Annotated in this window: 14 protein-coding genes; 3 read left to right on the top strand and 11 right to left on the bottom strand. The window is 71.3% G+C overall.

Annotated elements, in window-relative coordinates:
- Positions 1 to 697 precede the first annotated feature (697 nt).
- The gene (locus tag AC0693_RS20405; protein ID WP_469336745.1) at positions 698 to 2,032 is read right to left on the bottom strand and encodes a class I SAM-dependent RNA methyltransferase; all 1,335 of its coding nucleotides are present in this window, start codon (positions 2,030 to 2,032) and stop codon (positions 698 to 700) included.
- A gap of 150 nt (positions 2,033 to 2,182) precedes the next feature.
- The gene (locus tag AC0693_RS20400) at positions 2,183 to 4,255 is read right to left on the bottom strand and encodes an APC family permease (protein WP_468464966.1); all 2,073 of its coding nucleotides are present in this window, start codon (positions 4,253 to 4,255) and stop codon (positions 2,183 to 2,185) included.
- A 251-nt stretch (positions 4,256 to 4,506) separates the two neighbouring features.
- On the opposite strand from AC0693_RS20400, the gene AC0693_RS20395 reads away from it, so the two are divergent.
- Both AC0693_RS20395 and AC0693_RS20390 read left to right on the top strand, forming a co-directional pair.
- Positions 4,507 to 5,175, top strand: coding sequence for a potassium channel family protein (locus AC0693_RS20395; protein WP_356406236.1), 669 nt, complete (start codon positions 4,507 to 4,509; stop codon positions 5,173 to 5,175).
- Positions 5,172 to 5,834, top strand: coding sequence for a potassium channel family protein (locus AC0693_RS20390; protein ID WP_283449663.1), 663 nt, complete (start codon positions 5,172 to 5,174; stop codon positions 5,832 to 5,834). Before AC0693_RS20395 ends, AC0693_RS20390 begins: the two co-directional genes overlap by 4 nt.
- A 147-nt stretch (positions 5,835 to 5,981) precedes the next feature.
- On the opposite strand, the gene AC0693_RS20385 is transcribed toward AC0693_RS20390, so the two are convergent.
- The 7 genes from AC0693_RS20385 to AC0693_RS20355 all read right to left on the bottom strand — a co-directional run bounded on the left by AC0693_RS20385 (position 5,982) and on the right by AC0693_RS20355 (position 12,582).
- Positions 5,982 to 6,779 (bottom strand): DUF3159 domain-containing protein, encoded by a 798-nt coding sequence (locus AC0693_RS20385; RefSeq protein WP_478802463.1) that lies wholly within the window; start codon positions 6,777 to 6,779, stop codon positions 5,982 to 5,984.
- A 3-nt stretch (positions 6,780 to 6,782) separates the two neighbouring features.
- Entirely contained in the window at positions 6,783 to 7,202 is a 420-nt protein-coding gene (locus AC0693_RS20380) for an OB-fold nucleic acid binding domain-containing protein (RefSeq protein WP_356406232.1), read from the bottom strand.
- A 24-nt stretch (positions 7,203 to 7,226) separates the two neighbouring features.
- A complete protein-coding gene (locus AC0693_RS20375; RefSeq protein ID WP_356406230.1) occupies positions 7,227 to 7,913 on the bottom strand; it encodes a response regulator in 687 nt (228 codons plus the stop codon).
- Positions 7,910 to 10,525, bottom strand: a complete 2,616-nt coding sequence (locus tag AC0693_RS20370) for a DUF4118 domain-containing protein (protein WP_469319590.1) — start codon at positions 10,523 to 10,525, stop codon at positions 7,910 to 7,912. Before AC0693_RS20370 ends, AC0693_RS20375 begins: the two co-directional genes overlap by 4 nt.
- A 158-nt stretch (positions 10,526 to 10,683) precedes the next feature.
- A complete protein-coding gene (locus tag AC0693_RS20365) occupies positions 10,684 to 11,460 on the bottom strand; it encodes a DUF3710 domain-containing protein (RefSeq protein WP_478802462.1) in 777 nt (258 codons plus the stop codon).
- Position 11,461: 1 nt separating this feature from the next.
- On the bottom strand, positions 11,462 to 11,998 hold the full coding sequence (gene dut, locus AC0693_RS20360; protein WP_356406224.1) for a dUTP diphosphatase: 537 nt from the start codon (positions 11,996 to 11,998) through the stop codon (positions 11,462 to 11,464).
- Positions 11,998 to 12,582, bottom strand: a complete 585-nt coding sequence (locus AC0693_RS20355; protein WP_356406222.1) for a PaaI family thioesterase — start codon at positions 12,580 to 12,582, stop codon at positions 11,998 to 12,000. Before AC0693_RS20355 ends, dut begins: the two co-directional genes overlap by 1 nt.
- Positions 12,583 to 12,640: 58 nt before the next feature.
- Here AC0693_RS20355 and AC0693_RS20350 point away from each other — a divergent pair, with 58 nt between their 5' ends.
- Positions 12,641 to 13,096, top strand: a complete 456-nt coding sequence (locus tag AC0693_RS20350; protein WP_356406220.1) for a DUF3093 domain-containing protein — start codon at positions 12,641 to 12,643, stop codon at positions 13,094 to 13,096.
- Positions 13,097 to 13,184: 88 nt separating this feature from the next.
- Here AC0693_RS20350 and AC0693_RS20345 read toward each other — a convergent pair whose 3' ends face one another.
- Complete coding sequence (locus AC0693_RS20345; RefSeq protein ID WP_478742525.1) at positions 13,185 to 14,105, bottom strand: hypothetical protein; 921 nt, start codon at positions 14,103 to 14,105, stop codon at positions 13,185 to 13,187.
- A gap of 11 nt (positions 14,106 to 14,116) precedes the next feature.
- Complete coding sequence (locus AC0693_RS20340) at positions 14,117 to 14,413, bottom strand: DUF4193 domain-containing protein (protein ID WP_283449648.1); 297 nt, start codon at positions 14,411 to 14,413, stop codon at positions 14,117 to 14,119.
- Between the last annotated feature and the right edge of the window lie 375 nt (positions 14,414 to 14,788).

Raw genomic sequence — 14,788 nt, 5'->3', positions numbered from 1 at the left:
GGCTACCCCGGAACTGACCTGTCTGCGCAGCGGCGGCCCTGCATCGCTACCCGGAGTGACTTCGGGTACTCCTTCACTCAGGCTGTACGCACCACCCTCCTCAGGAGGCGGATCGCCGACTTGATGCCGCGTCTGCGATCGCGTTCCCGCCTGACCTAGAACCACATCGACAGGCCATAGCGGACGAGTTCGCGTACGAGGCCGGAGAGCACCTACTCTCCCGCGGTCTTCAGTACCTCGAACCGCCAAGTCCGGTCACGCCACTTAGCTGCGACCGGACCGAAGAGGGACGGAGCCGAGGCATGGATCGCCTGGGCCGCCGACCACGCGGAGCGCCTGAACTCGCTCCACGGGACGCTCCGCCTGCCCGACATTCCCGAACCTCGCGCCAGCGACCTGCGGCCGTTCCTGCACGGATGGAACCCTACGGTCCCGGCTACTAGTCGCGCGCCCCTCGGTATCACAGAGCGTAATCGGGCAGAGAAGGTGGAACGCGGCCCGACACCGACTGGATCGGTCGCCCGCTACAGAGGGGGTGCGCCCCACATCAAGTTCACGACCTGCTGTGGGGTGCACCCTTTCATACCTGACGGATCGTCGGACATCACCGACGGCGTGCGCCAAACGTGCATCACGCGCGTCAGATATCGCTCGTAACGCCCACAACGCACATAATGGGCATCGGCAAACCTGTAGCTCAGGCGTCTTCCTTGACGGGCTCAAGGATCGCCACGCACTCGACGTGGTGCGTCATCGGGAAGAGGTCGAAGACGCGCATCGTGCGGACCTTGTAGCCGTTGTCCTTGAAGTACGCCAGGTCGCGGGCCAGGGCCGCCGGGTCGCAGGCCACGTACGCGATGCGGCGGGGGGAGAGGCCGGCCAGGTGGCGGACGGTCTGCTTGCCCGCGCCCGCGCGGGGCGGGTCCAGGACGATCAGGTCGCACTCGCTGATCTTGGTGCGCGGCAGGACCTGCTCGACCTTGCCGTGTTCGATGCGGACGCGCTCCATGTCCTGGAGGTTGTGCCGGGCGTCCTCGACCGCGCGCTTCGTCGACTCGATGCCGAGCACCGCGCCCGTGTCGCCCAGCCGCTCGGCCAGGGCGCCGGCGAAGATGCCGACGCCGCAGTAGAGGTCCAGGGCCATTTCGCCCTTGCGCGGCATCAGGCCCTGCATGACGGCCTTGACCAGGGTGTCCGCGGCCTGCGGGTGGATCTGCCAGAAGCCGCCCATGCCGACGCGGTAGGTGCGGCCGTCGGAGCGCTCGCGCACGAAGGCGCGGCCGTGGACGCGGTGGACGCCGCCGTCCTTCTCCTCGACCCGCAGGACCGAGACGGGCTTGTCCAGCTCGACCAGCGGCAGCCGGCCGCCGGGCTGGGGGGTGAGGATGACCTGGCGGTCGCCGGAGCCGGAGGCCGCGACGGCCTCGACGGCGGCCAGCTGGGGCCACTCGCGCTTCTCGATGCCCAGTTCGGTGACGCCCGGGGAGGCGATCATGCAGTGGTCGACCGGCTGGATGTCGTGCGAGCGGTGCTTGCGCAGGCCCGCGCGGCCGTCCTCGTCGATCGCGAACTGCACCCGGGTGCGCCAGGCGGGCACCTGTCCGGCGGGCAGCTTGTCGCCCTCGGCGGGCAGGACCGTACCGTCCCAGCCGGCCTCTTCGGGGGTGAGCCCGGCCAGCCGCTGGAGCTGCTCGGTCACGACCTCGCCCTTGAGCCGGCGCTGGGCGCCGGGCTTGGCGTGCTGCCAGTCGCAGCCGCCGCACTTGCCCGGGCCGGCGTAGGGACACGGCGCCTCGATCCGGTCCTTGGACGCTTCGAGCACGGTGATCGCGTCGGCGCGCAGGAAGCGGGAGTCCTCGTCGCCTTCGGTGACCTTCGCGATGATCTTCTCGCCGGGCAGGGTGTGCCGGACGAACAGGACCCGTCCTTCGGCGGTGCGGGCGATGCAGTGGCCGCCGTGGGCGACGGCGCCGACCTCGACCTCGTACTCTTCCCCGACCAGTGACTTCTTCGTCTCGTTCTGCTCGGTCATGGTGGGGGAACTCCAAGGATCAAGGGCGGGGCAGGAAGAACGGCCGGACGGCCGACCCACCAGTTTACGTGGATCTCGTCCGGCCGTTCACCAATCCGCCCGCCCGCCGAGCGGCCCGCGGTGCGGGCTGCCCGGCGGACCGGGGAGGCGCTACTTCGACGCCGCGTCCTTGTCCTTCGACTTCGGCGGGCGGGGCGAGCGCGGGGTGTCCACCGGACCGCGGCGCACCGCACCGGGCGCGTTCCAGTCCTGGCGCCGCTTGGCGCGCTTCTTCGCCAGCTCGGAGGACTCCAGCTGGTAGGGCACCGAGGTGACCATCACACCGGGGGTGAAGAGCAGCCGCCCCTTGAGCCGCAGCGCGCTCTGGTTGTGCAGCAGGTGCTCGTACCAGCGGCCGACGACGTACTCGGGGATGTAGACGCTGACCGCGTCGCGCGGGTTCTCGCTGCGCAGCCCCTTCACGTACTCCACCACCGGCCGGGTGATCTCCCGGTACGGCGAGTCGAGGATCTTGAGCGGGACGTTGATCCCGCGCCGCTCCCACTCCTGGCGCAGCGCCTTCGTCTCGGCCGGGTCGACGCTGATGCTGAGCGCCTCCAGGGTGTCCGAACGGGTCAGCTTGGCGAAGGCCAGGGCGCGCAGCGTGGGCTTGTGGACCTTGGAGACGAGGACGATGGAGTGGACCCGGGAGGGCCGCACGCTGTCCTCGGAGGGGCCGTCGGCGGCCGCGATCTCGGCGGAGACCCGGTCGTAGTGCTTCCGGATCGCGGTCATCGTGCCGTAGAAGATCACCATGCCGAGCAGGGCGACCCAGGCGCCGTGCGTGAACTTGGTGGCGAGCACGACGACCAGCACCAGCCCGGTGAAGATCGCGCCGAAGGTGTTGATCGCCCGGGAGCGGTGCATCCGGCGGCGGGCCGCCGTGTCCTTCTCGGTCCGCAGGTGGCGGTTCCAGTGCCGGACCATGCCGATCTGGCTGAGCGTGAAGGAGACGAACACGCCGACGATGTAGAGCTGGATGAGCTTGGTGGAGTCGGCGTCGTAGATCCACACCAGCAGCATCGCGGCGCCGGCGAGCAGCACGATGCCGTTGGAGAAGGCGAGGCGGTCACCCCGGGTGTGCAGCTGGCGCGGCAGGTAGCGGTCCTGGGCGAGGATCGAACCGAGCAGCGGGAAGCCGTTGTACGCGGTGTTGGCGGCCAGGAAGAGGACGAGCGCGGTGGCCGCGGCGAGCACGATGAAGAGGAAGCTGCCGTTGCCGAAGACCGCTTCGGCGACCTGGGAGATCACCGGGTGCTGGACGAATCCGGAACCGACGGGGACCCCCTTGTCCAGCAGGTCCGTGCCGGGCGTCTCGGCCATCTTCACGTCGGTGGCCATGGCCAGGGCGATGATGCCGCAGAACATGGTGACGGCCAGGCCGCCCATCAGCGCGAGGGTGGTGGCCGCGTTCTTGCTCTTGGGCTTGCGGAAGGCGGGGACGCCGTTGCTGATGGCCTCGACGCCGGTGAGGGCGGCGCAGCCGGACGAGAAGGCCCGGAGCAGCAGGAAGACCAGCGCGAAGCCGGCCAGCCCCTGGTGTTCCGCCTTGATCTCCAGATGGGCGGTCGGGGCCCGCATGGTGTCGTCCATGACGAGGCCGCGCCAGGCACCCCACGCGATCATCACGAATACCGCGCCGACGAAGATGTAGGTCGGGATGGCGAAGAGGTTCCCGGATTCCTTCACCCCGCGCAGATTCATCAGCGTGAGGAGCAGAATCATGATCATCGCCGAGAGCACCTTGTGCTCGATGACGAAATCGACGGCGGAGCCGAGGTTCTCGACGCCGGAGGAAATGGAGACGGCGACGGTCAGGATGTAGTCGACCAGCAGGGCGCTGGCGACGGTGAGGCCCGCCTGGGGGCCGAGGTTGGTGTTGGCGACCTCGTAGTCGCCGCCGCCGCTGGGGTAGGCGTGGACGTTCTGCCGGTAGGAAGCGACCACGGTGAACATCAGCACCACGACCGCCACCGCGATCCAGGGGCTGAAGTGGTACGCCGACACGCCCGCGATCGACAGGACCAGCAGTACCTCGCCAGGGGCATATGCCACTGAGGAGAGCGGGTCGGAGGCGAAGACGGGGAGGGCGATCCGCTTGGGGAGCAGCGTTTCTCCGAGGCGGTCGCTGCGTAGCGCCCGGCCGATCAGGATCCGTTTGGGCACGTCGGTCAGTTTGGACACGCAGAGGATCGTAAGCGTTGGGAATTTCCCCTGGCCAACCACCACCCCCGTGCCGACGCATTTGCCGGCCGCGGGAGCCCGGGAGACGACACAGAGCCCCCACCGGTGACCGCCCGTGTGTAGCTTGGGCCATGGTCTGAGACCCTGTTAAGCCTGAGCAGGAAACAAGGCTGGTCCCCGTGGAACCCGACGGAAGCCCGAAAGGCAATCCCACGGCAGGCCGCCAGCCGCCGACAGCCGGAAGGACGGCCGTGCACATCGTCATTATGGGCTGCGGAAGAGTGGGCTCCGCCCTCGCGCAGACCTTGGAGCAGCAGGGGCACACGGTCGCCGTCGTCGACCAGGACCCCACCGCGTTCCGCCGGCTGGGGGCGTCCTTCGGGGGCCGCCGCGTCACCGGCGTCGGCTTCGACCAGGACACCCTGCGCGAGGCCGGCATCGAGGAGGCGGGGGCCTTCGCCGCGGTCAGCAGTGGTGACAATTCCAACATCATCGCCGCCCGGGTGGCCCGGGAGATGTTCGGCGTCGAGAACGTCGCCGCCCGCATCTACGACCCCAAGCGCGCCGAGGTCTACCAGCGCCTGGGCATTCCCACCGTCGCGACCGTGCGGTGGACCGCCGACCAGATGCTGCGCCGGCTGCTGCCGTCCGGGGCCGAGCCGCTGTGGCGCGACCCGAGCGGCGGCGTCCAGCTGGCCGAGGTGCACACCTCCGCCGCCTGGATCGGGCGCAAGGTGAGCGATCTGCAGGAGGAGACCGGCGTCCGCGTCGCGTTCCTCACCCGGCTGGGCGAGGCGACGCTGCCGACCTCCCAGACCGTGCTCCAGGAAGGCGACCTCGTCCACGTGATGATGCGCACGGACGAGATCGACAAGGTCGAGGCGGCCTTCGCCGAAGGCCCCGAGGAGGCACACGCATGAGGGTCGCGATCGCCGGTGCCGGCGCCGTGGGCCGCTCCATCGCGGGCGAACTGCTGGAGAACGGGCACGAGGTCCTCCTCGTCGACAAGGCTCCGACCGCCATTTCGGTCGAGCGGGTGCCGCAGGCCGAGTGGCTGCTGGCCGACGCCTGCGAGATCACCTCGCTGGACGAGGCCGCGCTCCAGCGCTGCAACGTGGTCATCGCCGCCACCGGTGACGACAAGGTCAACCTCGTCGTTTCGCTGCTCGCGAAGACCGAGTACGGGGTGCCGCGCGTGGTGGCCCGCGTCAACAACCCGAAGAACGAGTGGCTCTTCAACGAGGCCTGGGGCGTGGACGTCGCCGTCTCCACCCCGCGCCTGATGTCCGCCCTGGTCGAGGAGGCGGTGAGCGTCGGCGACCTGGTCCGGCTGCTGCGCTTCAGCCACGGCGACGCCAACCTCGTCGAGCTGACCCTGCCGCCGGAGTCCCCGGTCGCCGGGACCCAGATCAGCGAGATCAGCTGGCCCGAGGACACCTCGCTGGTCACGATCATCCGCGGCAACCGGGTGCTCACCCCGCACCCCGAGGAGACCCTGGAGTCCGGCGACGAACTCCTCTTCGTGGCCGCCCAGGCCCGCGAGGAGCAGCTGGAGGAACTCCTCCAGGCCCGGCGCTGACGCCGGGCGCGGAGTTCACGCGTACGTACGTGCCCGCGCACGCGTACGGACCCGCGCACGCGGAAGGGCGGGTGGCCCGGTGGCCACCCGCCCTTCGTCGGTCCTGCCCTCCCCTGCCGTGCCCCGCGATCCGGGCCCGGCGGGTGCTCAGACCTGCCGGTGGCGCGCCTTCGCGGCCTTCGCCGCGGCCTTGCGCTCCTTCTCGGCGGCCTCCTCGGCCTCCCACTCCGCCATCACGTTGATGGGCGGCGGCGCCGTCGCCAGGAACAGCCAGGTGAAGTACACGGCCAGCACCATCGGCGGCAGCTTGAGCGCGATCAGCACCCAGCCCAGCTGCGTCTCGTCCCCCCAGAAGTACAGCGGGAAGAGGATCGCGTACTTGGTGATGAAGATCAGGCCCCAGGCCAGGCTGGCCTTGACGTAGGCCTTCTTGCGTCCCGGATTGCGGGTGCGCCAGGACAGGTTCTCCTTGAAGACCGGCCCCAGCATCACGCCGAGCAGCGGGAAGCCGACGAGCGCGGACAGCGTGAAGGCCACGCCGAGTCCGGCGCCGTAGATCATGCCCGGCAGGTAGAAGCCCTTGGCGGTGCCGGTGAAGAGGGCAAAGGCCACGCCCACGCCGACGCCGAACACGCCGCTGAAGGCGTGCTTGACGGTGTCCTTGCGGGCGAGCCGCACGATGACCAGCAGGACCGCCACGGCGCCCGCCGCGATGGCGGACATGGTCACGTTCTTGTTGATCGTGTAGATCATGACGAAGAGCAGGCCCGGGAGCATGGTCTCGACCGTGCCCCGGATGCCGCCGAAGGCGTCGAAGAGCGCCGCCTGCGTCACGGCCTTCTGGTCCTCGGTCGGCTGCGCCGCCGGGGCCTGCGCGTCCGGCGCGGGGGTCCCGGGCTGCGGGGCCGCCGGCTGCTGATGGGTCGGTTTGTCGAGTGACGTCACCGGCTAGTGCTCCTGTCCGAGCGGTCGGAGTTCGTACTTCGGGTTGAAGAGGACCCGGCGCCCATGGCTCAGCGAGATCCGCCCGGAGGCGATCATGCGCCTGCCCGGCTCGATACCCACGATCGAGCGACGGCCGAGCCAGACCACGTCCAGCGCGGCGGAGCCGTCGAACAGCTCCGCCTCCAGCGCGGGCACGCCGGCCCGCGGCCGCAAGGTGACCGTGCGCAGCGTACCGGTCACCTTGACTATCTGGCGGTCGTCGCAGTCGCAGATCCGCGTGCATCCCGCGGCTTCTGCGTCCTCCTGCAGCTCCGCCGAATGCAGCTCCTCCTGGGAGGTGGAGAGCCGCTCTATCATCCGGCGGAACCGGCCCCCCGGCCTGGCCGGTTTCGCGGGCTTCTCGGGACGCGGTTCAGCACTCATACAGGAAGCGTACCGGCGCGTCGGCTACCTCTCGAAGCGGTATCCCATGCCCGGTTCGGTGATGAAGTGCCGCGGGTGCGAGGGGTCGGCCTCCAGTTTGCGGCGCAGCTGCGCCATGTAGACCCGGAGGTAGTTGGATTCCGTGCCGTACGAGGGCCCCCAGACCTCCTGGAGCAGCTGCTTCTGGCTGACGAGCTTGCCCCCGTTGCGGACCAGGACCTCCAGCAGGTGCCACTCGGTGGGGGTAAGCCGTACGTCGCGCCCCTCGCGCACCGCCTTCTTGGCGGCCAGGTCCACGGTGAAGCCCGCGGTCTCCACGACCACCTCGTCCCCGCCGGCGCCCGGGCCGGGTTCGGCCCGGCGGACGGCGGCCCGCAGCCGGGCGAGCAGCTCGTCCATGCCGAAGGGCTTGGTGACGTAGTCGTCGGCTCCCGCGTCGAGCGCCTCGACCTTCTCGTCGGAGCTGTGACGGGCCGAGAGCACAAGGATGGGAACCCGGGTCCAGCCGCGCAGCCCCTTGATCACCTCGACGCCGTCCATGTCGGGCAGGCCGAGGTCGAGGACGATCACGTCGGGGTGGCGGGCCGCGGCCAGCTCCAGGGCCTGCGCCCCGTCGGCGGCGGCGTCGACCTCGTACTTGCGCGCCTTGAGGTTGATCACGAGGGCTCGGACGATCTGCGGCTCGTCGTCCACCACGAGCACCCGGGTCATCGAGGTCCTGCCTTCTGTCGTACGTCGGTCGGTGCGGGGAGTCCGGTCGGTGCGGGAGGGTCGGGCGGGGCGGGGAGGTGGTCCCCGCCCGGGCGCGGCCCTCCCCCGGCCGGGGCGGCGGCGCGCAGGGTGAGCACCATGGTGAGTCCGCCGCCGGGGGTGTCCTCGGCGGCGAGGGCGCCGCCCATGGCCTCGGCGAAGCCCCGGGCGACGGCGAGCCCGAGACCGACCCCGGCGCCGCGCGGGGCGTCCCCGTGGCGCTGGAAGGGGGCGAAGATCGTGTCCTTGGCCTCGTCGGGGACGCCGGGCCCCCGGTCCACCACGCGGACCTCGACCCGGTCACCCAGGAAACTCGCGGCGACGGTCACGGGTTCCCCGCCGGGGCTGTACTTGACGGCGTTCTCCACGACGTTCGCGACGGCCCGCTCCAGCAGCCCCGGATCCACCGCGACCATCGGCAGCCACTCCGGCACGTCCAGCACGACGCTGTCCTCCGGTACGCCGCCCAGCGCCATCGGGACCACCTCGTCGAGGTCGATCTCCCGGATCAGCGGGGTGACCGTGCCGGTCTGCAGCCGGGACATGTCGAGCAGGTTGCCCACGAGGTGGTCGAGCCGGTCGGCGCCCTCCTCGATGCCCGCCAGCAGCTCCGCCCGGTCCTCCTCGGACCACTCCACGTCCTCGGAGCGCAGCGAGCTGACGGAGGCCTTGATCGAGGCCAGCGGGGTCCGCAGGTCGTGGCTGACGGCGGCGAGCAGGGCAGTGCGGATCCGGTTGCCCTCGGCCATCCGGCGGGCGCCCTCGGCCTCGCCGACCAGGCGCTGGCGGTCCAGTACGACGGCGGCCTGTGCGGCGAAGGCGCCCAGCACGCGGCGGTCCTCCGCGGGCAGCACGCGCCCGCTCAGGGCGAGCGCCATGTGGTCCCCGATGGGCATGTCCACATCGGCGTCCTCGGGGCGGGCGACCGGGTCCGGGCCGACGCTGCCCGCCCGGACCCAGGGGTCGACGTCGCCCGCCCGTTCCAGCAGGGCCACGGACTCCATGGCGAAGGTTTCCCGGACCCGCTCCAGCAGGGCGTCGAGGGTGGTCTCGCCGCGCAGGACGCTGCCCGCGAGGAAGGAGAGGATCTCGGACTCGGCGCGCAGCCGGGCCGCCTGGTGGGTGCGCCGGGCGGCCAGGTCGACCACCGAGGCCACCGACACGGCCACCCCGAAGAAGACCGCGATGGCCACGATGTTCTTGGGGTCCGAGACGGTGAACCGGTGCACCGGCGGGGCGAAGTAGAAGTTGAGCAGCAGCGACCCGAAGGCCGCCGAGGCCAGCGCCGGCCAGAGCCCGCCGAGCAGGGCGGCGGCGACCGTCAGCGAGAGGAAGAGCAGCATCTCGTTGGCGAGGCCGGGATCGGAGTCGACGTGCGTGAGCAGCAGCGCGAGCAGCGCCGGCAGCAGGACGCCCACCACCCAGCCCGCCACGATCCGGTGGCGCCCGAGCCGGGCCGCGGAGCGCACGACGGGCAGGCCGCGGCCCCTGGCCACCGCCTCGTGGGTGACGATGTGGACGTCGAGGTCGGGGCCGGAGTCCCGGGCGACAGTGGCGCCGACGCCGGGACCGAAGACGTACTGCCAGGACTTGCGGCGGCTGGAGCCGAGGACGACCTGGGTGGCGTTGACCCCCTTGGCGAATTCCAGGAGGGCGTCGGGGATGTTGTCGCCGATCACATGGTGAAACGTTCCGCCAAGATCTTCGAGCAGGGTCCGCTGGACCGCCAGCTCCTTCGGCGAGGCCGCCGTCAGCCCGTCGCTGCGGGCGATGTAGACGCCCATGATCTCGCTGCCGGAGCCCTTGGCGGCCATCCGGGCCGCCCGGCGGATGAGCGTGCGCCCCTCCGCACCGCCGGTGAGACCGACGACGATCCGCTCGCGCGCCTGCCAGGTGGAGCGGATGCCGTGCTCGCCGCGGTACTGCTGGAGGTACTCGTCGGCCCGGTCGGCCACCCACAGCAGCGCCAGTTCGCGCAGCGCCGTGAGGTTGCCCGGCCGGAAGTAGTTGGACAGGGCCGCGTCGACCTTGTCGGGCCGGTAGACGTTGCCGTGCGCCATCCGGCGCCGCAGCGCCTGGGGCGACATGTCGACCAGTTCGATCTGGTCGGCCCGCCGGACCACCTCGTCGGGTACGGTCTCGCGCTGGCGGACCCCGGTGATCGCCTCGACGACGTCCCCGAGGGACTCCAGGTGCTGGATGTTCACCGTGGAGACGACGTCGATGCCGGCCTTAAGCAGCTCTTCGACGTCCTGCCAGCGCTTGGCGTTGCGCGAGCCCGGCACGTTGGTGTGCGCCAGCTCGTCCACCAGGGCTATGGCGGGCGCGCGGGCGAGCAGCGCGTCCACGTCCATCTCGGTGAAGGCGGCGCCGCGGTACGTCGCCGCGCGGCGCGGCACCTGCTCCAGGCCGTGCAGCATCACCTCGGTGCGCGGGCGCCCGTGGTGCTCGACGAAGCCCACGACGCAGTCGGTGCCCCGCTCCACCCGGCGGTGGCCCTCGGACAGCATCGCGTAGGTCTTGCCCACACCGGGCGCCGCGCCGAGGTATATCCGTAGTCTGCCGCGTCCCATGCGCCCATTCTCCGGGACGAGTCGGGCGCACACGCGCGGATGACGGCCCGTGCGGCCATCCCTGACGCTTCCCTGACGCGGGCGCCGGGGGACGCGAACGGCCGTGGGCCGCGCCCCCTGGGGGGTGCGGCCCACGGCCGTGACGCGTCTGCCGGGTCTCAGCGGACCTCGGTGATCTCCGGTCCGCGCTCCAGCTGGCCCATGCCGCCGGAGAAGCGCGAGCCCTCCTGCTCCTCCGTCTGCACGCCGTCCGGCACCATCTGGGCGTCGTTCGGCAGCTTCAGGACGATCGGGTCGCGCGGGGCCATCGGGCCCTCCCCGCGCACCACGACGGTGTCGCGGAAGATCTGCTCCAGCACCCCGGCGGCCTCGGGACGCACCGCGCCCTGGCCGGAGATGACGCCGCGCAGGAACCAGCGCGGTCCGTCGACACCGACGAAGCGGACCAGCTGGGCGCCGGTCTGGCCGTCCGGCAGCGGGACGGGGACCTGCGCGCGCAGCTCCCAGCCCAGCGGTCCCTGGACCTCTTCGATGATGCCGCCCTGCTGGGTGATGCCCGCGGCGATCTCCTCGCGGACCTCGCCCCAGATGCCTTCCTTCTTGGGCGCCGCGAAGGCCTGCAGCTGCACCGCGCTGTCGTGCAGCACGACGGTCGCGGCGACGATCGCGTCCCCGGCGACCTCGACGCGCAGCTCCATGCCCTCGACACCCGGAACCAGGATCCCGCCCAGGTCGACCCGGCCCTCGGCCGGAGCCGAGACCTCGGAGTCGTCCCAGGGACCGTCCGGACGCGGGGCCGGCGGCAGGTTCAGCCTGCGCGGCTCGTCCGCGGCGGAGTCGTCGGCGACGTCCCGGCCCTCGGCCTCGATGCCGTCGACCTGCTCGGCCGCGCCGCCGTCGTTGACGGAGTCGTTCTTCTTGCGACGTCCGAACACGTCACTGTCCTTCCCGGTCGGTTACGACCGAAGCGTAGCCATTCCCACCCTGTTGACCAGCGCTCGATCCGGCCACGGCCGCATGACCGCCGGTGGAGCCGAAACCCCCCTCGGCCCGTGCCGAGCCGGGAAGTTCCGCCACCTCGTGGAAGCGCACCCTCTCGACCCGCTGGACAACCAGCTGGGCAATGCGGTCGAAACGCTCGAACCGTACGCTCTCGCGCGGGTCGAGATTGACCACGATCACCTTGATCTCCCCACGGTACCCGGCATCCACCGTCCCCGGGGCATTCACGAGCGCGAGCCCGCAGCGTGCGGCCAGCCCGGAGCGCGGGTGCACGAAGGCGGCGTACCCGTCGGGCAGCGCGATGGAGATGCCGGTGGGCAGCACGGCCCGCTCGCCGGGAGCGAGCGACGCGGCCTCGGTGGTGACCAGGTCGCAGCCGGCGTCGCCGGGGTGCCCGTAGGCGGGCAGGGGCACCTCGGGGTCGACGCGGCGGATGAGCACGTCGACGGGGGCGTGGGTGTTCTGGGACATCAGGGGTTCACCTCGAAGGCGCGAGCGCGCTTGGCCTGGTCCGGGTCGGCCATCGCCGCCCGGATCTCCTCGGGTCGTCCGTTGTCGATGAAGTGGTCGACCTTGACCTCGATGAACAGGGCCTCGGCGCGGACCGCGACCGGGCCCTGCGGGCCGCCTATCCGGCCGACGGCCGTGGAGTAGATCTTCCGTCCGGCGACCGCGGTGACCTCGGCCTCCAGGTACAGCACGGTGTCGACGGGCACGGGCCGCACGAAGTCGGTCTCCAGCCGCCCGGTCACCGCGATCACGCGCAGCAGCCAGTTCAGGGACCCGAGCGTCTCGTCGAGCGCCGTGGCGAGCACACCGCCGTGGGCCAGGCCCGGGGCGCCCTGGTGGGCGGGCTTGACGGTGAACTCGGCGGTGACCCGCACGCCTTCGCCGGCCCTGGCCGCCAGGTGCAGCCCGTGCGGCTGCCCCTCGCCGCAGCCGAAGCAGTGCTCGTAGTGCGCGCCGAGGAGTTCCCCGGGGGCCGGGGCATCGGGGTGCCGCACCGGCGCCGCGGCGTCGGCGGGAGGCGTCAACGCTGTGTTTCGTCCACTCACAGCCGCAGACCTTACCCGCGCCACCGGCCACGGGTCGCCCCGTGCCAAGCTTGGAGCCATGCAGCTCTCCCCCGCGCACCACGACGAACGACTGACCGCCCCCCGCGCCTGGTGGGGGATCGCCGTCCTGCTGGGTCTGTCGTGCGCGCTGATGATGCTGCCGCTGGGCACGCTGCCCCTGCTGGCCGGGCTGGTCGGCGGGACCGCCCTGGCCGGCCTGGCGGTGAGTGCGTACGGGTCCGCCCGGGTCCGCGTGGTGAACGGGGCCCTGAGCGTCGGGGACGCGCGGATCCCGGTCACGGCGCTGGGCGAACCCGAGGTGCTGGACGCCGAGGAGGCGCGCGCCTGGCGCACGTACAAGGCCGACACCCGCGCCTTCATGCTGATGCGCAGCTACGTGCCGACGGCCGTGCGGGTGGAGGTCACCGACCCGGCGGACCCGACCCCGTACGTGTACGTCTCCACGCGGGAGCCGCAGGCCCTGGCGGCGGCCCTGCGCGCGGCCCGCCCGTAGCGGCCGCGGCGGAGGTCCGGGGCGCGGCCGGAGTCCGGGGCGCCGCGGCGTCCGAGGATGCGCACGGGTCCCGGCCGCCTCGGCCGTCTCAGTCGTGCGCTTGCTTTCCGGGGCCTTCGAGGGCGGCCCTGGTGGCCTCGGGAAGGGGCTGGAGGGGCTGTTCCAGGGGCGGCAGCTGCTGGAGCGCGCTCCAGGGCACCGCCCGGGTCCGCAGGTCGCTCCGGACCTTCTCGGCGAGTTTGCGGGTATCGCGGCGGTTCATGACCGCGCCGACCGCGGCGCCGACCATGAACGGCATGAGGTTCGGCAGGTTGCGCACCATGCGCTTCATGATCTGCTGGCGCAGTTCGCGCTTCATCTGGCCGCCGAGGGCGGCGTTGAGCGTCGTGGGCTTGGAGAGGTCCACGCCCCGCTCCTCCGTCCACGCGGTGAGGTAGCCGAGGCTGCGCTCCTTCAGCGTGCCGGGCGGCCTCAGGCCGTAGACCTCGTGGAGCTCGGCGATCAGTTTCAACTCGATCGCCGCGACGCCGGTGATCTCCGCGGCGAGTTCCGCCGGCATGGCGGGCGGTACGGGCAGCATCGCCGCCGCACCGATCCCCGCGCCGACGGTCGAGCTGGCGTTGGCGGCGCCCGCGATCAGCTTGTCGGCAAGCTGATCGGGACCCAGGCCCGGGAACTGCGCGCGCAGCGTCGCGAGGTCCCGTACCGGAACGCGCGGGGCGTTCTCGATGATCCGGTCGGTGACGAAGAGGGCCGCGGCCCTGACTCCCTCACCGCCCTTGCGCACCCCGTTCTTGACGGCGTGCAGCCGGCGGGCCGCGGCGGCTCGCCGGGACTCTTCGGCAGCCCCCGTGGCCGAGGACCCGAGTCCTGCGGCCCCGGAGGGCAAGGCGGGCACGCCGGGTGCTTCGGGGCCCGTTGCCGGGTCCGTGGCGCCCTCGTGCGTTTCCACCGGATCATCATGCTGTTTCCGCAGGCGGCGCCTGCGAAAAGGCGTCGAGCCCGTCACGGCCGACGCTCCTAGTCGCAGTCGCGGCAGATCGGCTGGCCGTTCTTCTCTCGGGCCAGCTGGCTGCGGTGGTGGACCAGGAAGCAGTTCGTGCAGGTGAACTCATCGGCCTGCTTGGGCAGGACCCGGACGGCCAGCTCCTCGTTGGAGAGGTCCGCACCGGGGAGCTCCATGCCCTCCGCCGCGTCGAAGTCGTCGACGTCGACGGTCGAGGACGACTTCTCGTTGCGCCGAGCCTTCAGCTCTTCGATGCTGTCGTTGTCGACGTCGTCGTCCGTCTTGCGCGGGGTGTCGTAGTCCGTTGCCATTATTCGCTCTCCCCCTCTGGGATTTAGCGGTGTCTCAGCGCACGTAACGCGCGAGAGGCCGGACTTGTGCCCGACCTGAGGCGGAGATTTTGCCTCACATCAAGGTCTGTTACTCAATCGACACCCAGCCGCTCGCCGTAAGAAGCGCTCAGCTGGGATGACGACGGGGACCGTACACGGTCCCGGGGTCGCCTTGCACGAGTGCCACCTCGTGTATTTCCCGCCATGGCGGGGGCCGGAAACCCGGACTTCCCGGGCGTTCCGGCCGTCCCGGGGGTCACTGAACGTACATGATCCCCGACCCGGTACTGTGATCGATCACACAGAATCCACTCCCGCGGCCGCTCTCACGTTCAGCCACGAGCGAACGCGGGG

The sequence above is a fragment of the Streptomyces sp. NPDC043876 genome, assembly GCF_056435825.1.
Note: the sequence above shows the minus strand (reverse complement) of the source record. Positions and strands in the feature narration are given on the sequence as shown.